Raw genomic sequence first — 23963 nt, forward strand, 5'->3', positions numbered from 1 at the left:
CACATTAAAGCTGTTCATCGCCTTCATGCCCATTGTCATGTTGACGCTTACCACTACTAGTGTGCGGGCAGAAAAATTATCATCTGTTGAAAAGATGAATTTTTCTGTTCAATTCAAAGATGATCTCAATCCTTATCACACTCTCGGTATTTTTCTGATGCCGGGAGAAAACATAGAATTTGAATGTGTATTTACCGATCCCAAAAGCACTTTTACCATTGCGGCATCGATGGGGACTCCCAAACTCATTTCAAAGGAGCAATGGACGTGGAAAGCTCCGCAAGCAAAAGGTATGTATTCGGTGACGATTACAGAGAAGCCGAGTCAGCACCGCATGGTGTTTCATGCGTTTGTGATGGTTCCGTTTCAATCCAAGAATAGCAAGCTTAATGGCTATAGAATTGGACAGTATCAGCAGAAACCTCTCAAAAACAATCCTGTCTATGCACCTCCACGAGCGTTTATCGAAGTCACGAAGCAGAACCAACATGAACTGGTCTCGCCGCATTTTACTTTGGGACAATTTGTTTCCAAGCAGCCTAGCGGGTATCCAAAGTATGTCGCACTGCGAGAGCGACTGCTGTTGAAATTAGAAATGATTCTCGAAGCGGTGCAGGAGAGCGGGAAGAACGTGAAAACCCTCCATGTCATGAGCGGCTTTCGAACTCCGTTTTACAACAAAGCCATCGGAAACCCAACTCAGTATAGTCGTCACCTGTATGGAGATGCCGCCGACATTTTCGTTGATCAAGATCAAAACAACATGATGGATGACCTTGATCATGATGGAAAAACCACCCTCGTCGATGCTCAAAAGTTTGCCAATATCATCATCGATAAATCGAAAGAGGCCTGGTATCGCCCATTTATTGGAGGACTTGGCGTATACGGCCCAAGAAGTCACCGAGGACCGTTTGTTCATGTGGATGTTCGTGGGACCCCAGCCAGGTGGTCGAACCCTTAGCAGACACAGTGTCCACGTTCGGACGCTGTGTCTGCGCTCAATACCGTGAACGTCGTCGTTGGATCCCTTTCAATGATTCACTATACGGGTTCTAAATCGGGAGATGTTCAAGTCTCCCATGCTTTGAGCGCATCCTCGATGTTGACATCTATTGCTTTTGCCACCTGCTCTCCGAATTCTTTATCCACTTTATAGAAATGATACACCTGTCGATGTTGAATATTTTTGGGCACCTTGTTCATACTTGTCGCGAGATTCTGGATTAATTGCTTGCGACCCAAATCATCAAGGGTGTGTTGATAAAACATCTTTGGCTGTTCGTAATAATCTCGATCATCACAAGTATAACTATTATATCGTGTCGCTTCACCTTCGATTTTCAGCGGGGGTTCATCATAGGCCGGGTCCTCCATTGGACCGCCATAGGTATTCGGTTCATAATTGACAGCGTTACCGTGGTTGCCATCGACTCGCATTGACCCATCGCGGTGATACGTGCGAACCTTCGCATGTTTGGCTTGATTCACGGGAATTTGATCGTAATTGACTCCGAGTCGATAGCGATGGGCATCGCCATAGGATAATACTCTATTCTGCAACACTTTATCTGGTGAAAAGCTGATGCCGGGAACCCTGTTATTTGGTTCAAATGCTGCTTGTTCGACTTCGGCAAAATAATTTTCTGGATTTCGGTTTAATTCGACAATGCCGACTTCTTGTAGTGGGTAATCACTATGTGGCCAGACTTTGGTTAAATCAAAGGGATGCCAGTGATACGTCTCAGCGTCAGATTCCGGCATGATCTGAACCGACATTTTCCACTTAGGGAACTCATTTCTGGCAATGGCTTCGTATAAATCACGTGTTGAGTAGTCCGGATCTTCTCCTGCCATCCTCGTGGCCTCGTCGGCGGTAAAGTTTTGAATGCCCTGCATGGTCTTGATATGAAACTTTACCCAATGGCGCTCACCGTTATGATTAATCAAACTATAGGTATGGCTTCCATATCCATTCATGAAACGAGCTGACTTGGGGATGCCCCGTTCACTAAACAGAAACATGACTTGGTGTAGGGATTCCGGACTTAACGACCAGTAATCCCATTTCATCCAATTCGGTTTGAGGTGAGATCCCGGCTCACGTTTTTGCGTATGAATAAAGTCTGAGAATTTAAGAGGATCACGAATGAAAAAGATGGGCGTATTGTTGCCGACGAGATCCCAATTGCCTTCTTCCGTATAGAACTTCATGGAAAAGCCCCGAGGGTCACGCTCTGTATCAGCTGATCCAGATTCGCCACCTACTGTGGAAAAACGAAAAAAACATTCTGTTTGTTTTCCAATATTGGAAAAGATTTTTGCCTTGGTAAATTGCGTAATGTCCTGAGTGACCGTTAACGTGCCATACGCTCCGTAGCCTTTCGCATGAACCACTCGTTCAGGGATGCGTTCGCGATTAAAGTGCGCCATCTTTTCGATTAAATGCGCATCTTGCATGAGTACGGGGCCACGGGGCCCTGCCGTCATGGAATGTTGGTTGTTGGAAACAGGACATCCCGCCTTCGTGGTGAGCGATTTATAGTTATCCATGATTCTTCCTTCCGTCTGTGCGTTTATTTCATGCTTGATTAAATCGTACGGAATATGTCAGCAGAGAGACATCTGTCTTACCAGTATTTGGCACGTCCATAATAATCGTAAAGTCGGGCCTCATACTCGCGATTAATCGGAAGTGATGGATCAAATTCTGGACTATTCTTGATCTCTTCCTGAGTCAAGTCGAGATCAACGGTTTGGTCTGCCCAATTGACCCGTTTAATCCACTCCGGAGAGATAAGGACCTTTTTTCCTGGAAGCCAATTCCCGGTATTCACAATCATATAGAGAAGCCTCCACGATGTGTCATCCATCACAAAATCATCAACATGCCCGATGTCACCATCACGTGCCTGTATCGAATACTCACAGACCTCATTCACACTGCGAAGATGGGGGTCGCCGGTCGGAACCTGAAACGATTTCTCGACATGTGGTGGTAAGACTTCAGGGGCGGGCGTCACGCCAACCAAACCAAAGGTGGCACCAGCCGCAGGCTGAATAAATGGCTTTTCACCCCAGTAGCGTTGCCATGAAAAATAAGAGCGAAGCTTTTCCTCCTGTTGAAGAGAAACTGGAGAATCGCTTTGAATATCTGGGCTCTGTTCAATTTGTTCAGCAGACAGGTGAATTGGAAATATTTCCTCATTCCAATCCGGTTGTCCAAGAGCTTCTGTGCCAATCAACACTTGTCGTCCGGGAAGCCAATTCCCAGTATCGGCAATCAGATATCGAATCAACCAGACATGGTCATCAAAATAAAAGTCTTTCACTGATCCGAGGTCTTTGTCCGTAGCCCGAAGTGCATAATTCAAGATGACGTTGAGTGTTCGTAACATAAGCCCTCCATGATATAGCCTGAAATTGTCTATCATTCACAATGCGTGCATATTTGCATTGTGCGATCAGAAGTAGCGTGTACCATACCCTACTGTAGACTCATTGTTTCAATGGATAAAACCTCAGCCGTATAAACAAGAAAGTCTAATCTTCATGCAATGGATTTATTTTTTTAGAATCTTTGCTTGTTGAAATTGTTCTCCCATTTCTCGAGCTTGTTGCTGAGAGAAAACACACCGTGCCGTTTCGAAAATCTCCCCCTCCTCTTCATTAATATGTTGTTGTACTTCATCGCATAGGCTCATCAGTTTGTTGAGCCACGTCGCACTGTTTGTATCCATGTTTTCAAGAACTTCTAGGGTTCTCGAGACTTGGTTATGCTCATTAACCGCAAGTTCAATTTTCTTTTCTACTTCTCCCTGTTGTCTCAGCTGTGTGTAGAACACCGCTTCCTCAGCTTCACTGTGTGACGTAAGTGCAGTTTTAATTTTCGTAAAAATCTTGTCCCGAGACTCGCCGTTCATATGTGGTGGTTGCTTAAGTTCATCGAACAATTCCTTGACTTCCTGATGATCGTTCTTTAAGGCGTTGTAAATATTCATTTGTTCCCCCGTAAAGTAAAGTAACAGAGAGACACCAACGTATCAGATCGTGTGGTCTTCAAATTGATACATGTTTTATTTGCTTTTAGGCAATTCAATGTTTGCAAGTGAAGAATTATCTGGGCGATGATTCAATGTTCCTAATACTGAAAAACTTCCGTCAGTTTCGATTACCACAGCAGTTACTCCTTCCAGAGATAGATGCCCGCTCTCTCGAATGATTGCCCGTACCTCTTCTTCGGTCACTCGCTCTCGTTGCATGGCCTTTTTTAAAAAGTGTTGCTTGTGGTAAATGAGCGTCGGATCGGATTTAATCAAATGTTGAAATGTTGATGAGCGAACCGACAGAGAGGTGATGACAAATTGACTGAGAATCAGTACACAGAACGCTGCAATACCCTCAGTCAAAGCCACATCTTTGTTCAAGATCATACTCGCCAGAGTAGAACCCAGTGCGACGGTTACCAGAAAGTCAAAGGTATTCAATTTGGACAGAGTTCGTTTTCCCGAAAGCCGCAAGAGAATGATAGCAGACAGATATGCGAGAATTCCCACCACAAAGACTCGTCCGAGTTCTGGCCAATTATCAAAAAACATCTTTACTCTTTTTCCTATGTGTATAGATCTTAGACGTGGAATACGTTGCAAACTTTCACATGACGACGAAGCTTGCTCCATCAACCATCGACGCCACGAGAGCCGTTCGCCGAAATCTTCTTTAGCGGCGCTGAACGGTGCGTGGTTCAATGTTGTCACACATACCACGCTGCGGACGGTGTTGCCCAACACAACTGGCACGAGAAAGTCAAAGACAATAGCTGCTGAAGCTTGCTCTGCACGAGGAGGTTGAGTGCTAACGCGATTCCCCATACTCTAAAAAGGTCTGCAGCCTGGCGAACCGGGTAAAGGTCAATATGACTGGGGTCAACGTGTTTTCGGTATAGAGTGGATAACGACCTAATATCACGATAATAAAGCCGATGGGATAGAGTAGATGGCCCAGCAATCCGTAGGCGCTACCCTTGGGTAAGGCCGTTGTCACAACAGCTTGAGCTAGAAAGGAAATGCCGATCATGAGTCCTGCCGCAAAGCCCCCACACAAATGTGTGAATGGGTTGGAGTAACGTATGGTGTGCTGTTGCTTAGACTTTGAGGAAAATCTCGTTGGTGTCGAAATAATCCTCAACGGCTTCGCCCTTAGCAGAAGCCTATGCTGAAGGATTGGTTAAGGTTTCTTGCTTAGGTTTATCCAGATCATCCGTGGGAATCTTCCTCCCCGAAAGTCCAATATTTAATGATATTTATTTTTTTTCATTGATTAATGTGCATATCTTTATCGAGTAGAATAAGCTATGAAAAAAATCTGAAAAGTTTCTTTTTTAGATAAGGACCTTGGGTGCATAGTTTCCTACAGTAAATTGCTCAACAAGGAACGGCTAAGTGTCTAGAAGACTATTCCGCAATGACCCCGAGGACACCAACACTGCACCTGTACCTGTTGGCCACTGCCATGATCATAAAGATCAACAACGCACAGACATTCAGAAACAACTTACTTTCCGCATGAGTACGTACAGCTATCGAGCCGGCTCGGCTGTTGGAGGTTGTGTCGAAGATCCTTTGGCCCGGGCTGGTGTCCCGCTCATGAATTTATTGCAGCCACTATCGCCAGAAACTCGTAATAAAAAAGGTTGAAGCGTTTCATCAATACAGAGGCCTAGTGTCTTATCCTTGATTTCCGCTTCTGGATCGATTTGCCACCATTTGCAGCTTTTACATAAACCCCATTCTGTTCCCATTGTCGCTTCCTCCTGCACAGTCCTGTGAATGTTTGATTGTTGATGATCTGCAAAACTAAAACGAATGCCACAACACGGAGCGACACCCTCTCGGTCTATGTTTTCATGGCTTTCTGATTCTTAGCTTGTTCAAATTCTTGAGCCATGTCCTCGGCTTGCTGCTCGGAAAAAATGCCCCTGGCTTTTTGGAAAATTTCCTCTTCTTCTTCCTTGATGTGATGCTGAACGTCTTCCTGTAGTTGTGTCACCTTCTTGAGCCATTGCTCATTATCTTTATCCATATCCTCAAGCTCTGTAAGCGTTTTCGCAACTTTGTCATGCTCTTTGTTTGCATGCTGGATTTTTTCTTTTGTCTCTTCATTTTTCTTCAGTGGTGAATAAAATACCTCTTCCTCTGCTTCGCTATGAGCTTCGAGTGCGGCTTTCAATTCTGTGAAAAGTTTCTCGCGTGCATTGCCATTCTTGCCTTTGGTCTGTTCGAGGTCGGCAAATAATTTTTTGGCTTCCTGATGATCATTTTTCAGCACTTGATAGATAGTCATGAGCTCCTCCTTGAAATATGAAATTGTATATGATGATCGATTGCGCGACATACATATTTTCGCAATCACGCTCTATTACATCACGATCTTCTCCTCACAGGAAGAGACAAAAGTAATGGCGAAGCAGCTGATTTGTATCATTCAGTTCAGTGAGTTAGTCGTGCATCATCATGTTTTGGTTGTGGTGAAAAACATTAAGCAGTCACTTGAAAAAAAGAATATTAGATGCCGGCGCTGACTCGTTTATCGTTCAATGCTATTGGACATGATCTTGGAATGTTGCTTCATGTTCCGGGCGCTATGGCTCTCTTCAGCATTCTTATCGTCGTGGGATCAGGAGAATGGTATGCCTTGCCAGGGTTTATTATTACAGCTCTACTAGGTCTTGGCGGGGGCCAGCTTTTGTATCGATGCTGTGCGAGAGGCGGACCAACCCAATCCCCTCAGTCAATGATTGTTGTGGCTTTAAGCTGGCTTTTTATTGCCATGATAGGCTCGATTCCATTTATTACGGCTGCCTATCTTGGAACGGAATCCAGCGAAGCAGTTCGTGCTTTTAGGCATCCGTTGAATGCTTTCTTTGAGTCAATGTCGGGTTTCACTAGTACAGGTCTCACCATGACTCAAGATCCAAGTATTCTACCGGTGACTCTACAATGGTGGAGAAGCTTCACGGAATGGATTGGCGGAGTCGGTGTGATGGTCTTGACATTGGCATTGATTGAACCCACGGAAGATAACTACGCGTTATACTCTGCTGAAACACGCTCTTCCCAGTTAGGCGACAGTATCACAGAGGCAACCCGTCGAATTTGGATGATTTTTCTGGGATACTCGATATTTGCCATAAGCATATTTTATTTCGCGGACATGCCAATGTGGGAAGCCGTCAATCATGGTATGACGGGTATTGCCACTGGAGGCTTTACGATCACCTCAGAAAGTTTTAATAATTATGATGTCAACATTAAATCTGCAGCCATCATTATTATGATACTTGGGGCCGTCAGCTTTCCCATTCATCACGCATTCCTCATACGAGGCGATCTCCGATTTATCATTCGGCAGTCGCAATTCCACACTTTTCTGATGTTGTTTTTGTTCGGGCTGCTTGTATTACTGCTGATGTATTCAACACAAGATTCCCGCGTACTATTTATTGACCAGTTATTTCAATGGGCTTCTGCCATGGGAACCTGCGGATTCAGTTCTGTCAAAATTGCCACGTGGGCCCAATCAGTCTTATTCATTCTAATGATTGGGATGTTTATTGGCGGTATGGCTGGGTCAACTACTGGTGGACTCAAGGTTAAACGAATCACCTGGTTGAGTAAGTCTTTCGTGTGGAGGCTCCAGAGTTTCTGGCTGGAGAATCGTCAATCGACACGTTATAGGTATAACGGAAAAGACATGGATGAGGCTTCAGCTATGCGATACGTGGGAACGGCTGCTCTATATGCATTCCTCTATATCGTGACCTTAGCTACAGGTACATTGGTTCTCTTTATTGCGCTCGGTAATCAATATAACTTGTACGAGATTCTCTTTGAGGCTATGTCGGCCTTAGGTAGTGTGGGATTAAGCGTTGGAGTGACGAGCACTGATTTACCCCAGTCAGCGAAATTGACGTTAATAGGACTGATGTGGATGGGCCGGCTCGAAATTATTGCAGTTCTTGTTTTAATATCCAGTTCGTTCATGTGTCTACTCAACAGACGGTAGTGATAAGTCCTCTCATTTCTCTCTCACGCGTTCCTCGTGCCTAAGTGTGAAAAAACGGTTCCCTCGTATGGACAACGACGAAGCGAAAGAATGGTGCTCACGGTTTAACTCTGTCGGTGTGATGTATATCACCATTACGGTGGGGTTAATTGGACCGTTGAACTACGATCAGTGGGCAGCAGCTTTTCTACTGGTATTTGTGTGTGGGCAACTGTTTTCTATTAAAGAAATTTACAATCCATTTCAATCCGATAGTATGACCCTGCAAACTAGTCAAATATTGCATTATGGCTTGCCGTACCTACTAGGTCTCTTGGCCATTGTTTGGGGCATCATCGCCTCGTTAAGTTGTCAATTCCAATGGATTTAGGGATTGCGGTAATCCAAGAGAAAGGATCACTCACTTGCTTCAGATTCGTTCTCAACATCGGTATGAAGAGATCCCTTACCGACACTGAGGCTGAAGAAGATCCCGATGTGAGAAAGCTGTGCTCCACAGGTTGACATGAGATAGCTGTGCCCAGGCTTGCTAAAGTTTGGCAGGACGGGTAAAGATTCTCTTAAGGCTTTGACGATATTACTGGTTTCCTCGTTTGCTCGTGGAATCTCTATCATTCAAGAGCATTTGCTGGCGAAACGATCAACGAATTTTGGCATTTTGACAGCATGATGTTACTTTTTTATTCTCGGAGTTTTCGATGTGTTACGTGGTATCTTGAATGTTGAGCAGAGAAAGGCGGGTAAGATGATCACAGAGCAGATCAATGTATAGAAGACGCCAATAATCAAGAATTGTCCCATACTGGCCATGCCAAGGTGAGAAGAAAAGGCCAGACCACTAAAGCTCATGATGGTCGTGAGGCAAGAAAGAATCACGCCTCGAATGGTACTCGTTTGAAATAATGCTTCGCCTGAGCGTAAAAAACAGCGTACACGATGGACGATATGGATTCCATTGTCGGCACCAAGTCCAAACAATAAGGGGAGAGCAATGACATTCGCAAAGTTGAACGACAGATCTAAAACGACTGATGTCGCAGCTGTCAGCATACCAGCCATGAACAATGGGATCATCACCAGAAGAGCGTCTTTAAAATTGCGGAACACCATAAGTAAGAGGAAGAAAATAGCCCCAATGGCTAAAAGAAATGCTTCCTGAAAGGCCCCTATCACCGCATCTCCGCCATCCGTGTAGACCATGGGCAGATCGGTCACCTGAAGAGAGACACGACGTACGTCGTCCACAAAATTTTGTAAATTGTCGTTCAGGCTGAGGTCTTCCTGAGGGAACACTTGCACTCGATAGATCCCTTCTTCGCTGACCCATCGTTCCTGCAGGCTCTTGGGTAGACGATTTAATGTGACGAGACCGAATGAACTGATCTGTTGTTGTGTGGACGGTGCTATAAAAAAATCTTCGAACAGACGTTGATCCAGTTGCTCGAGAAGTTGTCTCTGTGCATCAGACTCTAATGTCGCGAGATGGGTTGAAAAGACATGCAATTGCTCTTTTAAATGAACAGCCAGGTCTTGGTTATGCCGAATGGCTTCCTTGCTGCCTATGTGGTCCAATGTTGCAATGACGGCATCTAAGTCTGGGGGTTGAAATGGCTCTGATGCCGGCGGTGAACCTGAAGATTGATGATTTTGCGGGAGAGACGCTGCGATCTTTTCAATATACGGAAATTTTCCGAACTGTTCGCTTGGTATAAAGTTATGAATGGTGCGAACGCTTTTCACGGAATTCAATTGCTTGAGACGAGAAACGTAGTCTTGCGCGATGGCTTCATTCAATGCAAGGATGGAGAGGGTGAGAGGGCTGGCCGATTCCGAATGGAGGAGATCGTTAAAGGTTGTGACGGATTCGCTGTGAGGATTGCGGAGATTGTGAGGATTACGATCAAACGTTGTATAAGGCAATAGCGTGATGGTGACAAGCACAAGCCCGGCTGCTCCCCAACGAACGGCTCGTCCCTGAAAGGCTGATAAATGATGAATAGGGCTGAAATGCCGAGTGAGTTTTTCGAGAGGTCGATCGGCGGTCTGTGGCAGTGGGATGAGGTTGAGCAGGGCAGGCAACACAATAAGGCTGACGAACATGCCAATGAACATGCTTGTGCCAGATATGAGACCCAATTCAGCCATTCCGTCGTAATCGGTTGGTAAGAAGGAATAAAATCCAATGGCGGTGGTCACGGCACACAGAGCAATGGATGGTCCGACGTCGAGCATGCTGCCTCGCAGTGCGTGTGTGATTGGTGCACCAGCTATGAGACGTTCTTGATATCGCAGGCAAAGATGAATGATGTAATCGACTCCCAGGCCAACAAATAAGACGGCGAAGGTTATCGAGATCATATTTAAGTAACCAACGGCCAGTGTGGCATATCCCGCTGTCAGTGCTAAGCCGATTCCTAGCGTCAAGAGTGTTGCCATCACAAGTCGTACTGATCGTAGTCCGAGCAATAAAATGATGCTGATCATGATCAGAGCCAGGATTGACGCGATACCTGCACTTTGGCTGACGGATATGAGTTCGTCATGGGCCAGTGCGACTTCACCCGTGACTCGGATTCGAACATCAGAAGTCGAAAATTGTTCGAGATCTTTGATGATGAGATGAATCGCATCGAGAGCAGCCTTAGCCGGGAATAAGCTTTGATAATCAAGCGTGGGTTGCACCATGATGAGCTTGGTGATCGGTTGCTGAGGTGCGAGGTGGTTCATGAGCACATGTGGCCATGAAACGGCGTAGGGATACCCGGCCATGGTTGCCTTGATCGCCTGCGAGATTCGAACGAACAGTTCGGGTAGTATCGGATCTTCAGAAGAGGTTTGTGTATTCAGTCGCTTATTTAATAATGCCAAGAGTCCAGAGAAGCTTGGATTTTTGGATAATTCCTCGATCATGGGCTGGGCATTTGCCAAGGATGATGCAAAGCCTTTTAATTCTTCGATGTCGAGATACAGCAGTGCATGATTTTTCCAATATGGGTCTCCATCAGGCGCATAGACAGACTGAATCAAGTTCTTTTGATTGTTAAGCCGTTGTTCTATCGTTGAGACGACCGTTTGCGCCATCTCCGGCGTGTTGGCTTCGACGACCAAAAGAACTGAATTGGATAATTGTGGAAAGGTTTTCCGAAATAGCTCTTCGGCCTGTCTATAGGGCAAGTTGGCCGAAAGCATTTGAGACATATCCGTATTCAAGCTTAATGTCGTGACCGCATAAAAAGCCGAGACGGTGCTCGTCAAGATAGCGAGACCTACAACCCATCGAGAGTGGTGTAAAATCCAGCCGGCGAAGGCTTCAATAATCGCCCGACAGAACCTGTTTATTTTATTTTCCATATCTAGCTAATGTATCCGGATGACTTGCGTAGGCGTGTCTGATATCGCTCGCCTGATCTGGGAACGGTACAAGGAGGGCAAGCTGTGTGGTCGGAATGAAGCAGTGTAATCGTGCGGGAACGCAAGAAGTATTTCGTTAATAGCCTAAGATTAATCTTAAGCGGAATTATGTTAAATCAATGAGTTATGTGAAACATATGCTGCCAATAGTTTCAAGACAGATGCTGACTGTGAAAAGTATCTTACCAGTGATGACCTTCATTTTTACACTCCCTCTGTAAGTTTCATTAATCCGTGGCACGGGCATCGTTTGCTCATCAGTTTAGCGTTGCTCCTTATTTATCCCAACTTAACCTCGTTCCAGCTAGTCATACAGTGATCTGTGAGGAGATGTAAGTTTTAGGGGGCTGGTGAGTTGAGATGTCGAGTTGGAGGACAACGGAGATCTTAAAATCTTTAGATTTAAACGCTGTCACTGAGAGTTTGTAAAAACGTTTAGAAAGATTTGCCATTCAGGTTCAAGTGTGGACTTCTTCCATCGTCTTTCCTGACTTTTGTACATGCAGAACAGCGTGCTTGTCTTGCTAGAGTTTAACGTGTGCTGATCCTTTACTCCGTACCATTTGATTTGTCTACGTGATGCCAATATCAGCATTCAGAGAGTTTCTCACTCATCAATCTTAAACGAAAGGTGCCCATCATGAAACATGGTTTATCTCAAATTCTCGCGCTAGCAGTTTGTGGATTGTTTATTGCCTCAGGATCTGTTGTACAAATAGCATCCGCCATGGAGAAGCCGGTCGGTTCCTCTGCTGAACCAAATTTAGGAAGTATGTCTGACGTCACTCAAGATCCTAGTGCAAGCGGCGGAACCCAATGGAGTGATCAACTCAAACGAGAGCATGACGAAGCCCAAAAAGGTATGGAACAGGCTCAAAAGGAACGCGATCAGGCCAAACAAGAACGCGATCAGGCTATGAAAGCAAGCGAACAGGGCAGCCAAGGTAATTCCGGTCAGCAGAACATTCAGGCCCAAAGTGGTACTTCAAGTGACGGACAACACAATCAAATGATCCAGGAACGCGATCAGTATTTAAAAGAACGGGATGCTCTCCAAAAGGAAACAGCAAATCTCCGTCAAGAGCGTGATCGTGCGATGAATGCAATCTCTGGCGGTTCAGCGCGTGATGCGGTCGATTCAGGTATGCCGGTCAAACAGCGCCAGTAACGGAGATCGGAAATTTGACAATTCGATGTACGTGAAGCATCAGTGAAAAGTTAGCCCCCATCGCCAAGTGGGGGCTAGTAAACGATTTGTAAAAGGGGGTCTCTATGTTGACTATGCGAATGAAATCAGTCGGTATTTTTATCAATGCACTGGCTACCACTTACTTCGTAATATCTCTGTTCTCTCTGAGTATCGCATCTAATGGCAGCGGGGAGGGCCCATCTTCTTCTGAAGGCGCTGAGTCGAAGAAGCTCGACGATGATCAACACAGCAATCACCACACCCTTATTCCTAATCATCGAATCATTACCGGAAGGGTTGAAGGTATAACGGAGGATCATGCCAAAGTGAACTCTGGTGATACGGGGGAAATAAGTCCACGGTATTTGTCACTGGAGCGTGCAAAAGAAAAAGGGTTTACTCTCAAGGATAATGATGAAGTTCAAATAATTGTGAACGCGAAAAACCATGTCGTGGATTATCATCTCATGGGTAAAGAAGTGGAGGGTCAACATAAATTGATCAAGGGTTTTCTCGCTCAATCATTGCCCGTTGGTCAAGCGCACGCGATGATCAAAATGCCAGACGGGAAAGTAGAGACATTTCCTGTCCGTCCGCTTGCTCGAAGTGAGGTGGCCGCTATTCCATTTGACACCGAGGGGCTGTTCTTACTTGATGAAAGCAATAAAATCGCAAGTGCCACACTGTCGAAAGATATTGAAGCTGAACGTGACTGGGCACGTAGCGCCAAAATTAGTGCTTATCGTCAAGTGAAGGGTGTTGTTCAGGAAAAATTAAGTGAAAAAACGTTAACAATTAAAAAGCAAGAGGAAACCATCTCGCTGCCCGTATGGGACTTCGTCAAAGATGAGTTACAGCAGCTCACGAAAGGGGCGGAGGTGACCTTATTGGTTGATCGTAACGATAAAGTGGTTAATATTTCTTATCCAACAAAAGAGCTGGATTAAATTTGCAGGAAGAACCCTTTCTGCACAGTTAAGGTAATTGCGAATCTTCTCTCGACGTCTCTGGCCCAGCGTCGAGAGAAGAGTCTGAGATTTGTTCGTCCCCTATCCGTAGCTGTTTGATTCGGTTCTCATCTGAAGTGTTTTTATCAGTCATTATCGTCAAATGTATGTCGTCTTTTGTAATGCCACGACGTTATTTTATTTGAAGATTGTTCGTGACGGTCTGTTCTATCTCACATTTTGCGCTGCTTCTGTCGTTGGTTTTTGTTGAACCGCAGTTTTAACGAAACCTCCCAAGGTTACGACTTTGTTGCTGGCGGCGATGTTGATGGCGGCGACATTGAGCATGGGCTCCTGTGCTATGGCAACGTTTACCGCAACCGAAATCCTCTCATTTTTATCCGAACCTTTGTGTTCTTGTTCAACGTGATTCCATTATCCTAATGGGATCATGGTTGTCAGGATGATGAAGCCTAAGGTAGGTCGTTTCTACCATTGGTTGAACGAAGTTCCTTCGGAATTTCCGATCTGTCTGGTACCTGGCAGGAAAAATACTCAAGAATTCTTGTTTCGACTCCAATGTCAGGGAGGAGTCGTAGTTCAACGGTAGGTGAGAGGTTTTTCTAACAAAATGAACCATGATAATGAAAAAACTCGAACCTCTCCTATGAGAATAATTATCGGTTTGCTTACTGGGCTGGTTCTTGTGGTAGTCCTTTGTGGAGCCACAGTGACACTCATACTGAATTCTCAATGGTTTCAGAATTTTGCCGAAGTCAAATTATCAGAAATCATTGGTCAGAACGTAACAATCGCTTCCATAAGGCTTGACCCAGGAGCTATCACCCGCATACGAGTGGAACAGGCATCGGTAGCCAATCCATCTTGGGCCTCAAACCCCTTTCTGGCTTCTGTGGATGTCTTGACCATAGGCATTGATGTGTTTGAACTACTCGGCGGTGATTTGGTTCTCGCCGATGTGCAGTTGATCAAACCCGTGGTTCACTTGGAAACGTCGGCGCAAGATAGAGCCAATTGGCAATTGGAGGAACAACCCCCACCTCCACAGAATGATCAAGACTCTGCAGGTCAAGACGAAGATGAGGATGGTGTGACAAATGTGCCGCGTATTGAGTCACTATCGGTGGATAATGGGCTTCTCACCTATGTCGACACAAGACAGGACACGTCGCTAAAACTCTCATTTAAATCTCTCAATCAAAATCTCTCTCCTGAGCAAGGACGAATAATTGCCAAAGGCGGAGGACAACTCTTGGGACAACCGCTGGAGATGAGCCTGTCTGCAGGTCCGGCTCCGGTGGTGACAAAAAACAATACGAATAACTATCCGTTGAAACTACAGCTCAGCTCCGGTGAGACATCTTTGCTCATGGAAGGAACGGTTGATGCTCCAATTTCGCCAGAGATGGCCAATCTGCAATTTCACTTGAACGGTGAAAACCTCTCACGTTGGAATGACGCATTGGACATGCAATTGCCCGCACTACCAATGTATCAGGTTGCCGGGCATGTCGGGCTAGAAGATGGTGTCTGGTCCATTGATGAACTGAACGCAACGGTGGTGGACAGCGACCTCACTGGGACGCTGAGAGTCATACCGGATGCTGATCCACTACGTGTAGAAGGAAACTTTTCTTCTGAACACGTAGACATCGCACAGCTTCAAGGATTTATGCCTGACCAAGAAAATTCCGAGCCAGTGAGCAAGCAGGTGGCGAACCTTTTGGCGTTTCTTGCGAATGCATCTATGCAAACAAAATTCAAGTATAGATCTGATCTGCTGAAAACCCAGGAAACACCTATAACGGACGCCGAGGTTGTAATGAGCCTTGAGAATCATGCGTTAACAGTTGAGACCTTATTCGGTACGATAGACGAGAACCATGGCAAAGTCGAAGGATACATATCTGCTAATTCTGACCTAACGGGTGGGCGCATACAGCTCAAAATTGAGACAACTCCGACTATTGGGACTGCGAAAGACTCTGAGATGAAAGACGCTTTGTCTGCACCCACATTCCCGATGTTTCCTGGGAATCTAAGCATAGCATTAGCAATGAATGTTGCAACAAAACGTGTCCCAGTCAATGAAAACCAAGCTTCCATCGATGATGAGGAAAATTCAGTTGCTCGCATAGAACTAGACTCGGTTGCCGTCGAGGAGTTTCATGTGACTTACACCGATACTCCCTCAAGCACAAAACTGGTTGCACGTCTTAAAGAAGATATGTCTAAGGAAGATATCGTTATAGAAGCCGATGGGAAGTATAAAGATGCACCGCTAGGTTTTTCCTTCACGATTCCTGATCTGACATCATTGGTGAAACTCAATACAGATGAATCGCTTCAACGTCTGACTTTGGATCTCAAGCTGGCTGACGCGATGGCATCCGTAACGGCGTCAGTGATGCCCACTTGGCCAGTGACAAAAATGAATATGCGCTTTCAAGTGAGCAGTGATACGCCCGCATCCATTGCAGCTCTATTTGGGATCGAGGTGCCGACGTTAGGCAAACTGGCGATACGTGGCTCACTCAGCAAGCAACATGATCACTGGAAACTCGATAAGTTTGTCAGTCAGGTTGGGCAAAGCAATTTGAATATGGTGGGAATAATCAATACGGCTGACGAACTACGCGTGAAGGCGACGCTGAAGTCCAACTTACTGGATGTAGCCGCGTTGATACCACAGACGCCTACAGAGGGCCAATCGTCTAAATCAACAACATCTGACGGTTCCTCTGCGAAGTCCGATTCTTCTGAACGTATGTCGATCGAATCAACCACCCCACCTTGGTTGACAGATCTGACTGGCCAAATAAGTCTCGAAGTGCAACGTCTTGTATTACCTGGAGCAACCCTGAACAATGTTTCAGCTAAGGCCACGATAGACCAGGGCCGACTTCGCGTCGTTCCGCTATCCATTGCACTTGGAGGAGGAACGATTAAGACACGAGTGAATCTGAATGTTAACACCTCTGCTCCAACAGGAACCCTGCGTACTGAAATTCAGGGCGTGGATCTCGGTGAAGCTCTAACGGCTTTTGGTAAGGAACCCTCTGCGCTAGGAGTCGTTGATGGACGAATAGGGTTGAAGCTTCCGGATGTCAGTCACAAAAACATCAAGAACACTTCAAACACTGATGCTCTGCTTGACCGATTGGAAATAGAGGAAGTCCGTCTGCAGTATGACGATCCTGATCTACAGGCTAAGACAGACTTACGCCTGAAGGCGGATAGTTTCAAATCAGATATTCGTATTGAAGGAAAAGTGGAGTATCAGGGAATACCAGTGGATGTCTCTCTTAAAGGCGGCACGATTCGTCAAGCTATTCAGGATTATCGTTCATTACCAGTGAATGCAACCTTCCAAATAAAAAAAACTACCCTTGATATCGAAAGCCATGTTGGTCGGTTATTTCCGCTTGAGAGTTTGACCACCTCTCTACGCTTGGCGGGTCCAGATTTGTTTCGTTTTGGAAAATCGATCAAAATTCCTCTGCCTCACTTACCTCCCTATGACTTACATGCCAATTTGGAAAGAAAGCAGCTTAAGAATGGAACGCAAGTTTTTATCTTTACTAATCTCGAAGGGACCATAGGGGATAGCGACGTAGCCGGCAAACTGCGTGTGACCACGGGTGGCGAGCGGCCGATGATCTTTACACGTTTGCATTCCCGTAAGCTTGATTTAGATGACTTAGCCGGTTTAACCGGTGCTCCACCTGATCCAGAGGAGACCGCTTCTGAGAAGCAAAAGGCACAAGCAGAAAAATTCGATGATCGAGAAAGGCTGTTGCCTGCCAAACCCATTGATTTTACTCAACTCCAAAAGGTGGACGCGGATGTCGACTATCGTGCCAAAAATGTTCAGGCGCCAGACCTTCCGCTAGACGATTTTGTGCTCACCATGACACTTCAAAATGGCCACATGCAGATGAATCGATTAGATTTTGGCGTAGCGAAGGGCACTGCAGCGATGGAGCTTGAAGTCAATGCGCGCCAAATACCTGTAAAGGCTAAATTGAAAACGGACTTTGATCAAGTGAACTTGAGTAAGCTATTCACTGCTTCTGAAATGACCGATGATGCATTTGGGAACATTGGAGGGAAGGGGACTCTGTGGATGCGCGGGACATCGTTAGCAGATTGGTTTGCCTCAGCAGATGGAGGTCTGTACCTCACGATGACAGGAGGAAAAATGGATGCCCTCTTGATTGAGTTAGCAGGATTGGATTTTACCGAGTCAGCGACGGTATTTCTCGGTACAGATACGGGGGTGCCGATTGATTGTGCCTACACAGACCTTCAGACTCGCAGCGGTATCGTCACCATCCAACCGTTCCTGTTCGATACGTCGGATACGAAATTCAAAGGTCATGGGAAAATTGATCTTCGTCAAGAAAAGATGGATTTGACCGTCGAGCCTTTTCCAAAAGACTTTACTTTCTTAAGCTCACGAGGGCCCTTACACGTTGCCGGCACGTTTAAAAATCCAAATTTCAGTGTTGATCCAAGCATTCCGTCTCCTGAATTTGGAACTGCGGACAATAACGCGCGTTGTGACGGCATGATCGAAGACCTGAGAAAGGCGCGAAAGAGGGACATGGATGAACGGAAACGAGAATTTGAAACAGTGAAGTGATTCATCGAATAGATCCAAACCTTCTTCTAGCTTGCTGGTTTCAACGTTCTCAAGCTTAACGTCAATACTTGGTGAATCAATAGACTAGAAAGTTGGTCCAAGAGAATTATTTGGCTAAGGGTGTTCGAAGAATTATGTAGTAAACAGTTTTTCACCTTTACATGAAGAGTTGTGCAAGGATTTACCGTAGACTATTTAGGCGTCGTTATTGTGGATGAGTGTTGTGACCTAGACACTTATGTTGAAGAATTCAGTGATTTGTATACTTCTCCACGAGAGCTAAAGAAAATATAGTAAAGTAGGTATTTAAAATGGACACATTTTTCTTCCTCTTTAAACGGAGGTTAATGATGAAGAGACTACACTCAGGTATCTCAACAGCCACACTTCTCGGAGTGTTTATAATGATGGTGGGCGCACCAGGACTTGCTCAAAGCCAAGATTACTATGGTGCCAAACCGTATGTGAGTCCGTATTATGATCCCTTGTTTCCGGAGGACAATGATTATGAGCCTGAGGATGAAGTTCTCACTGATTCTAAGCTACGGGCCCTCATCATCACAGATTTGGGGATAAGTCCATTTGTCAATAGAGATGACATTTATGTTTCGGTCAAAAATGGAATTGCGACGCTTTCCGGTGACGTAGATGATCGTAGTGAGATGATCGATGCAGTGGAAATTGCTTATGATGCAGGGGCATGGAGAGTTCAGAATAAGTTGCATCGGAGAGAAGTCAGCGATCGTCCATGGGCTGAACTGAGTGACAGAGAATTAGCACGTGAGATCGAGCGAGAACTCTCACTCAGTCCGTTTGTCAATTCAGCCTATATTACAGTGCATGTACGAGAGGGAGTAGCCACGCTTTATGGTGGTGTCGAAAATACAGGGGAAATTGCCGACGCTGTAGAAAATGCCTATGAGGCTGGCGCGAAACGAGTCAAAAGTAGATTGTGGGTTGATCATGAGCTCTCGTGACCAGCTATTAATTGGACGATTATGATACCGTTAATTGCTTATGAAGTCGGTGTCGCAAAAAGGATAGTGTATAGGGGAGAGAGGATATCAATTAATGGTTTTTCTATCGATATAGATAATGGCCGGTGTGGAAGCCATTGGGTGCCATCCGACTTTTGATGCAACCCGTCGACTACGGCCGAGACTCATGGGCAAAGATACTAAGGACGTGTACCATGAACAGCAACCTTAACAACGTTCGGACTTATTGTGGACTATTTTCGCTCGTACTTTTAATCGTTCTCGGGTTTGTATCATGTCAAGAGGAAAAAGAACCTCTTAATGAAATCATATTAACTCCGACCACGACATCTCCATCGTCTACGCCAAACATCATTTCAACGAGCCCGACTGAACCAGAGATTGCCATTGTCGACCCGGGTGGTCCTGTTCTCCAAGGCGAAGTCGTTTCCATAAATGACAAGACATACATCATTAAAGACAATGACTCGGATGAAGAGGAGATTTACTCTATCGAGGCCACCCCATCAATTCTTGTAGACGAAGCTCTGATTGTAGGAGACAGAGTTGAAGTTCGTTTTTCTGAAGATCGTATTCCAATCGCCATTCGAAAGGTGTTGAGCATTGAGATGGGTGATAAAAGCTCAGCAGAAAATGTGACCATACATGGGAATTAAGGCCGCATTGATAAATGGCATGGCGTGTACGTAAGCAAAACGAGCACGGGCGATAAAAAGGAACTGACGACCAAATCACATACACTCATAGATGAGTCACTTTGGGTTGGGGATCAAGTAGAAGTGCAAACCTCCATGGATAGCCACCAGCAAGCCATAAGAATCAGAAAAGCGAGAGGGGTCTCATAATAATTATTCGTCCCTCTGTCGAATCCAAGTTTTGTTTGACAATTCGTAAGTCAGCGAGAGTTTTTCTGTTCATGGTTTCATCAAATAATCTATGGCTTTGGATCATCTATCCACGCCGCATTCGTATGCGGCGTTCTCGGCTGTGTGTTTGGGCTTGCAGGAGTGGGCAGTGCCAGTTGAATATCACAGATCTACCCTTTCTCTCTTGAAAGGATACATATCGTCGATTTTTACGACGGGACAGCAATCTGTTTTATCTCTCAAGATCAATTATTGCGAATCCTTTTGCTCTTTAAAAGCTGAATTTAAATGGAGATATGCGCCTCTTATTAATGTTTTGGCCGCGCCTAATTTGTCTTGATTAATGTGAGCGATCGCGTCATTCAATTCAGAGATGCTCTCGCTTAGTGGTTCAGAGTCAATTCCTTCTTGTTGGGCGAGAGACGCATAGTCTTTAGCTTTTTCTGAGTTTTTTAGGAATAAATTCTTTCTTTCTTCTTCTGCAAAGCTTTCGGCAAGCTTCGCATGATGAACGGCTTCTTGAAGATAACGGGATTTATCGTGAAGAGTGGGAAGAATCTCATCATACGCCATGTCTAAGTTGGCCATGACCGCGTCGACTTCGGTCTTATCTCTCAACCAGTCTTTTGGGTCTACCGAGTCAAAGTTCTTATATACACGTTGAGCATGTTCCAGCTCTTTATTGAGTTTCATCATTTTTCTTTTTAGTGTTTCCTGATTTTCTTTGGACCTTGTATCAATCCTGCTCTCTATATCTTGCAAAAGATTCTGAGCTTTTTTCAGTTGCTGTTCAACGTCTTCTTTATATTGTTGAAGCTTGTCCTGTGATGTGAGCGTTGTAAGAATGAGAAATGAACTATGATTGTTGATTGTGTGAGGTGATGCTCCAAGCGCTAAGCCAGAGAAGGAAAATGATAGAGTCAACATACTCACAATCATGATGCTTCTGTGAGAAATAGTGAAATCCTTCATGAACATGCCTCCTATATATTTACATTACGTGTGAAATGAATTCGAACTCTGTCTATATGTACCTGCTTCAAACAGAGGTTTCTCTTAAAACGAGTTAATTCGTGGGATGATCGAGAGACTTAGTCTATTTTCATCCTGCCTATCGACTTCGTCCGCGCCGGGTTCCGTTATGACTTGTATTTATGCGATGGTCTTTGATAATTGCAACGTCTTTGGATCATCTTCTTGACTGCATAAGTTTTAAAATTTAACCCCACCCCAAGCAATATCTTCAAACTACAAATCCCATCGTGTAAAAATCTAAATGTCTAGTTGGAAAAGTTTTGGGAAGGCACCAATACTTATACGTACTAAGAAAGAAAACAGTCATTTCTTTCGAACGTAATATGCCTATTATGTTTTTTGATTATGTCAACGATTTATTGTGAGCGTGTTCAAGCCCTTCCTCAATCTTTTCTTTCGCTTCATTGCGTACCTTTTTTTCTGTATTTGGAAGGGGAGTTGAGTGATCCTCAAAAGACAAGACAGCAAAGATAGGATAGTGGTCTGATCCAAATGCTTCAAGGATCTGAAGTCGCTTGAATCCAATATGCTTCGTGTGGAAAATGTGATCCATGGGAAATCTGAGAAAAGGGAAGTGAGCCGGAAAGGTATTAAAAAACCCTCGGCCGATACGAGGGTCCACTAAGCCACTTTGTCTTAGAAACAGTCGAGTCGAGTGTGACCAGGCTACATCATTTAAATCGCCTGCGACAATTGCTGGTCTTTGCCGTTCTTTTATTCTGCGACCGACGATGAGGAGTTCAGCATCTCGCTCGTGAACATCTTGACCGATGCGAGGAGGACGAGGATGTAATCCATAAAAATCCACTGTTTCTCCTGAAAATATTCTGAGAGTGGTGTGTATCGAAGGGACATCATCTTCCACCAAAAATTTTATTTCACTGTCTATCAATGAAAAACGAGAGTACAAGAGTATGCCGTAGGTATTCTCGAGTGGCTGTTTGATGGTGTAATCGTATCTTGTTTCTAGCGGTTTCATGGCCTGTTCCCACCAATGATTCGCTTCTGTGAGCAAAATAAGATCAGGGTCTGACATTTCAATAAATTGCATGAGTTGGTGAGAGTTTCGATTGTCCATCAACACATTTGCTGAGAGAATACTGATGGTCCGTTCTGGATCGTCTTCTCTGCAAGGAGTGCTTTCTTTATGCGAGAAGATAGTGTACGGATAAATTCGATATCCTTGGATCAGCAGGCTTCCCACGAGAAAAGGAATCATGGCTGTGCTGTAAAAAAGCGAGTGCTCCTGTAGATATAGAACAAGCCATGTGATTAAAATCATTACACCTAAAAAGGCAAACTGGGCACAAGGAAAGTCCAAAATCCTCAGCCACCACATTCCTTCGCGACAGAACGGAAGAACCGTAACGATGATAATGAAAAGTCCACATACTGTAAGGATAAGATCAGGGTCCATGGTTCAATAAGAATCGAGGTATACGTATCGCAATCTAAAACATCGTCGATGCCATTACGCCAGAGAATAGTGCAAGTGATAATGTGCGAAAGACTATCGTTTTGCAATAATCCATACGGCGTGAACAATTCCAGGAATATATCCTAGTAAAGTTAACAGGATATTTAGCCAAAATTGTGCTCCAAAACCAACCTGAAGAAACACTCCAACAGGCGGTAATAAAATTGAGAGGAGCACACGAAGGACGTCCATGATTATTATCCTTTCTAATTTTCAGGAAATATGTGCAGACTTGGCTATCCACTCATCTACTTTTTTTAAGAGTGGATCGTGAGCCAATCGCGCTTTCTGTCATTTTTTTGAACTCTGCACTGGATATCCTATAAAGGATCATGATCAATATTTAATCTGCATGTACACACGACTGTCATGGATGCAATTAATTAATGAGCGACAAAAGCGGGTCTGAGATTGTGACGAGGGTAAGCCTACCACCCAGTAGAATGGTGTATGGGTGGTTCATGATGACACAGGAAATGCCATTGTGCTGAGAAGTGCATTTTCAGCTTGACGGGAATCCAATCGTGTATGTTGCACGATGATCGGAACATCGGAGGCGATAAGGCTGGCATAATCGGTATCGAGTGGAATCGGTTCGGGATCTTTGAGATCATTGAACCGCACATGTTGCGTGCGTCGTGCTGGCACGACGATGTGATAGGGTCCACCTGGTTCACGATCAGAGTAGTAAATCGTAATAGTGACCTGGGCATCTTGGTTTCCTGTATTAAGAATGCATGCTGTCTCATGACTCGTGAATTGAGGCTCAGGGCCATGTCCCCAACTAGGAATATAGCCTTCTGGTATAGCCCAGATTTTAGCTCCATGTGGTTTGCTCATAGAATTTGTGCTCCAAAAACTTTCTTCAATTTTATTACCCAGTTATTGCATCCCCAAGGAGAAGAGAACTTAGAGGCCTTGATGATTCTTGAAATCATGGATCTATGTCAGATGCGAGTCTAAAAACGACGAGAAACATATTCTCTTGTCGCCTTCAGTGTTATAGTCAACCGGTCAGCAAAAACGATGAGAAATACTGTTCCACGCTTCTGGTGCTGAGCTACTTAAGAATATCCGATTCTGCTGATTCAATGCCCTATTAGCTGTCCGGCTTGGCCGTTGGTGTTTCAGCATACTTTATTGCCATTCGTTTATGCTCGCAGGGCATGAACCAGTTCTACACTCCACCTCCAAAAATCAACAGGTGTATGGACATCAGTGCTGATGGCCCCACTATTGTTTAGTCGACTTGATAGTTCTATGCCACTAAATAGCTGCGCACGTTCAGAACGTTCCTTCTTGATGAGCAC

20 protein-coding genes are annotated in these 23963 nt (G+C 44.9%); 8 read left to right on the plus strand and 12 right to left on the minus strand.

Features of this window, described 5'->3' with window-relative positions:
* Positions 1-25 precede the first annotated feature (25 nt).
* Positions 26-964, plus strand: a complete 939-nt coding sequence (locus ACWQXP_RS03610; RefSeq protein ID WP_454061475.1) for a D-Ala-D-Ala carboxypeptidase family metallohydrolase — start codon at positions 26-28, stop codon at positions 962-964.
* Between the two features lie 107 nt (positions 965-1071).
* Here the strand turns inward: ACWQXP_RS03610 and ACWQXP_RS03615 are convergent, their stop codons facing one another.
* The 7 genes from ACWQXP_RS03615 to ACWQXP_RS03645 all read right to left on the minus strand — a co-directional run bounded on the left by ACWQXP_RS03615 (position 1072) and on the right by ACWQXP_RS03645 (position 6342).
* A complete protein-coding gene (locus tag ACWQXP_RS03615) occupies positions 1072-2553 on the minus strand; it encodes a catalase (RefSeq protein WP_454061476.1) in 1482 nt (493 codons plus the stop codon).
* Positions 2554-2630: 77 nt separating this feature from the next.
* Positions 2631-3398 carry a PRC-barrel domain-containing protein gene (locus ACWQXP_RS03620; protein WP_454061477.1) on the minus strand — a complete coding sequence of 256 codons (768 nt, stop codon included), beginning with the start codon at positions 3396-3398 and terminating at the stop codon, positions 2631-2633.
* 165 nt (positions 3399-3563) lie between these two features.
* Positions 3564-4001, minus strand: coding sequence for a hemerythrin domain-containing protein (locus ACWQXP_RS03625; RefSeq protein ID WP_454061478.1), 438 nt, complete (start codon positions 3999-4001; stop codon positions 3564-3566).
* A 75-nt stretch (positions 4002-4076) separates the two neighbouring features.
* Positions 4077-4871: a DUF421 domain-containing protein gene (locus ACWQXP_RS03630; protein ID WP_454061479.1), complete on the minus strand. Its 795-nt coding sequence runs from the start codon at positions 4869-4871 to the stop codon at positions 4077-4079.
* Entirely contained in the window at positions 4855-5187 is a 333-nt protein-coding gene (locus ACWQXP_RS03635; protein WP_454061480.1) for a formate/nitrite transporter family protein, read from the minus strand. Before ACWQXP_RS03635 ends, ACWQXP_RS03630 begins: the two co-directional genes overlap by 17 nt.
* 391 nt (positions 5188-5578) lie before the next feature.
* On the minus strand, positions 5579-5800 hold the full coding sequence (locus ACWQXP_RS03640) for a hypothetical protein (protein ID WP_454061481.1): 222 nt from the start codon (positions 5798-5800) through the stop codon (positions 5579-5581).
* A gap of 95 nt (positions 5801-5895) precedes the next feature.
* Positions 5896-6342: a hemerythrin domain-containing protein gene (locus tag ACWQXP_RS03645; protein WP_454061482.1), complete on the minus strand. Its 447-nt coding sequence runs from the start codon at positions 6340-6342 to the stop codon at positions 5896-5898.
* A gap of 225 nt (positions 6343-6567) precedes the next feature.
* On the opposite strand from ACWQXP_RS03645, the gene ACWQXP_RS03650 reads away from it, so the two are divergent.
* Both ACWQXP_RS03650 and ACWQXP_RS03655 read left to right on the plus strand, forming a co-directional pair.
* Positions 6568-8064, plus strand: a complete 1497-nt coding sequence (locus ACWQXP_RS03650) for a TrkH family potassium uptake protein (protein WP_454061483.1) — start codon at positions 6568-6570, stop codon at positions 8062-8064.
* A 67-nt stretch (positions 8065-8131) separates the two neighbouring features.
* Complete coding sequence (locus ACWQXP_RS03655; RefSeq protein ID WP_454061484.1) at positions 8132-8434, plus strand: hypothetical protein; 303 nt, start codon at positions 8132-8134, stop codon at positions 8432-8434.
* A gap of 302 nt (positions 8435-8736) precedes the next feature.
* Here the strand turns inward: ACWQXP_RS03655 and ACWQXP_RS03660 are convergent, their stop codons facing one another.
* Complete coding sequence (locus ACWQXP_RS03660; RefSeq protein ID WP_454061485.1) at positions 8737-11415, minus strand: MMPL family transporter; 2679 nt, start codon at positions 11413-11415, stop codon at positions 8737-8739.
* A 700-nt stretch (positions 11416-12115) separates the two neighbouring features.
* On the opposite strand from ACWQXP_RS03660, the gene ACWQXP_RS03665 reads away from it, so the two are divergent.
* The 5 genes from ACWQXP_RS03665 to ACWQXP_RS03685 all read left to right on the plus strand — a co-directional run bounded on the left by ACWQXP_RS03665 (position 12116) and on the right by ACWQXP_RS03685 (position 19931).
* Entirely contained in the window at positions 12116-12643 is a 528-nt protein-coding gene (locus ACWQXP_RS03665) for a hypothetical protein (RefSeq protein WP_454061486.1), read from the plus strand.
* Between the two features lie 119 nt (positions 12644-12762).
* Complete coding sequence (locus tag ACWQXP_RS03670) at positions 12763-13611, plus strand: hypothetical protein (protein WP_454061487.1); 849 nt, start codon at positions 12763-12765, stop codon at positions 13609-13611.
* Between the two features lie 667 nt (positions 13612-14278).
* Positions 14279-18277, plus strand: coding sequence for an AsmA family protein (locus ACWQXP_RS03675; RefSeq protein WP_454061488.1), 3999 nt, complete (start codon positions 14279-14281; stop codon positions 18275-18277).
* Positions 18278-18624: 347 nt separating this feature from the next.
* Positions 18625-19254: a BON domain-containing protein gene (locus ACWQXP_RS03680; RefSeq protein ID WP_454061489.1), complete on the plus strand. Its 630-nt coding sequence runs from the start codon at positions 18625-18627 to the stop codon at positions 19252-19254.
* Positions 19255-19469: 215 nt separating this feature from the next.
* On the plus strand, positions 19470-19931 hold the full coding sequence (locus tag ACWQXP_RS03685) for a hypothetical protein (protein ID WP_454061490.1): 462 nt from the start codon (positions 19470-19472) through the stop codon (positions 19929-19931).
* A 459-nt stretch (positions 19932-20390) separates the two neighbouring features.
* On the opposite strand, the gene smbP is transcribed toward ACWQXP_RS03685, so the two are convergent.
* The 4 genes from smbP to ACWQXP_RS03705 all read right to left on the minus strand — a co-directional run bounded on the left by smbP (position 20391) and on the right by ACWQXP_RS03705 (position 23493).
* A complete protein-coding gene (smbP, locus tag ACWQXP_RS03690) occupies positions 20391-21113 on the minus strand; it encodes a small metal-binding protein SmbP (protein ID WP_454061491.1) in 723 nt (240 codons plus the stop codon).
* A gap of 406 nt (positions 21114-21519) precedes the next feature.
* Positions 21520-22395 (minus strand): endonuclease/exonuclease/phosphatase family protein, encoded by an 876-nt coding sequence (locus ACWQXP_RS03695; protein WP_454061492.1) that lies wholly within the window; start codon positions 22393-22395, stop codon positions 21520-21522.
* 291 nt (positions 22396-22686) lie between these two features.
* The gene (locus ACWQXP_RS03700) at positions 22687-22845 is read right to left on the minus strand and encodes a YqaE/Pmp3 family membrane protein (protein ID WP_454061493.1); all 159 of its coding nucleotides are present in this window, start codon (positions 22843-22845) and stop codon (positions 22687-22689) included.
* 267 nt (positions 22846-23112) lie between these two features.
* Positions 23113-23493, minus strand: coding sequence for a sensory rhodopsin transducer (locus ACWQXP_RS03705; protein WP_454061494.1), 381 nt, complete (start codon positions 23491-23493; stop codon positions 23113-23115).
* Between the last annotated feature and the right edge of the window lie 470 nt (positions 23494-23963).

The organism is Candidatus Nitrospira salsa, assembly GCF_965152625.1.

Excerpts from the sequence above, each read along its gene's own strand:
- ACWQXP_RS03610 (WP_454061475.1), top strand. The coding sequence starts at position 26 with ATGCCCATTGTCATGTTGACGCTTACCACTACTAGTGTGCGGGCAGAA.
- ACWQXP_RS03615 (WP_454061476.1), bottom strand. The coding sequence starts at position 2,553 with ATGGATAACTATAAATCGCTCACCACGAAGGCGGGATGTCCTGTTTCC.
- ACWQXP_RS03620 (WP_454061477.1), bottom strand. The coding sequence starts at position 3,398 with ATGTTACGAACACTCAACGTCATCTTGAATTATGCACTTCGGGCTACG.
- ACWQXP_RS03625 (WP_454061478.1), bottom strand. The coding sequence starts at position 4,001 with ATGAATATTTACAACGCCTTAAAGAACGATCATCAGGAAGTCAAGGAA.
- ACWQXP_RS03630 (WP_454061479.1), bottom strand. The coding sequence starts at position 4,871 with ATGGGGAATCGCGTTAGCACTCAACCTCCTCGTGCAGAGCAAGCTTCA.
- ACWQXP_RS03640 (WP_454061481.1), bottom strand. The coding sequence starts at position 5,800 with ATGGGAACAGAATGGGGTTTATGTAAAAGCTGCAAATGGTGGCAAATC.
- ACWQXP_RS03645 (WP_454061482.1), bottom strand. The coding sequence starts at position 6,342 with ATGACTATCTATCAAGTGCTGAAAAATGATCATCAGGAAGCCAAAAAA.
- ACWQXP_RS03650 (WP_454061483.1), top strand. The coding sequence starts at position 6,568 with ATGCCGGCGCTGACTCGTTTATCGTTCAATGCTATTGGACATGATCTT.
- ACWQXP_RS03655 (WP_454061484.1), top strand. The coding sequence starts at position 8,132 with ATGGACAACGACGAAGCGAAAGAATGGTGCTCACGGTTTAACTCTGTC.
- ACWQXP_RS03660 (WP_454061485.1), bottom strand. The coding sequence starts at position 11,415 with ATGGAAAATAAAATAAACAGGTTCTGTCGGGCGATTATTGAAGCCTTC.
- ACWQXP_RS03665 (WP_454061486.1), top strand. The coding sequence starts at position 12,116 with ATGAAACATGGTTTATCTCAAATTCTCGCGCTAGCAGTTTGTGGATTG.
- ACWQXP_RS03670 (WP_454061487.1), top strand. The coding sequence starts at position 12,763 with ATGAAATCAGTCGGTATTTTTATCAATGCACTGGCTACCACTTACTTC.
- ACWQXP_RS03675 (WP_454061488.1), top strand. The coding sequence starts at position 14,279 with ATGAGAATAATTATCGGTTTGCTTACTGGGCTGGTTCTTGTGGTAGTC.
- ACWQXP_RS03680 (WP_454061489.1), top strand. The coding sequence starts at position 18,625 with ATGATGAAGAGACTACACTCAGGTATCTCAACAGCCACACTTCTCGGA.
- ACWQXP_RS03685 (WP_454061490.1), top strand. The coding sequence starts at position 19,470 with ATGAACAGCAACCTTAACAACGTTCGGACTTATTGTGGACTATTTTCG.
- smbP (WP_454061491.1), bottom strand. The coding sequence starts at position 21,113 with ATGAAGGATTTCACTATTTCTCACAGAAGCATCATGATTGTGAGTATG.
- ACWQXP_RS03695 (WP_454061492.1), bottom strand. The coding sequence starts at position 22,395 with ATGATTCCTTTTCTCGTGGGAAGCCTGCTGATCCAAGGATATCGAATT.
- ACWQXP_RS03700 (WP_454061493.1), bottom strand. The coding sequence starts at position 22,845 with ATGGACGTCCTTCGTGTGCTCCTCTCAATTTTATTACCGCCTGTTGGA.
- ACWQXP_RS03705 (WP_454061494.1), bottom strand. The coding sequence starts at position 23,493 with ATGAGCAAACCACATGGAGCTAAAATCTGGGCTATACCAGAAGGCTAT.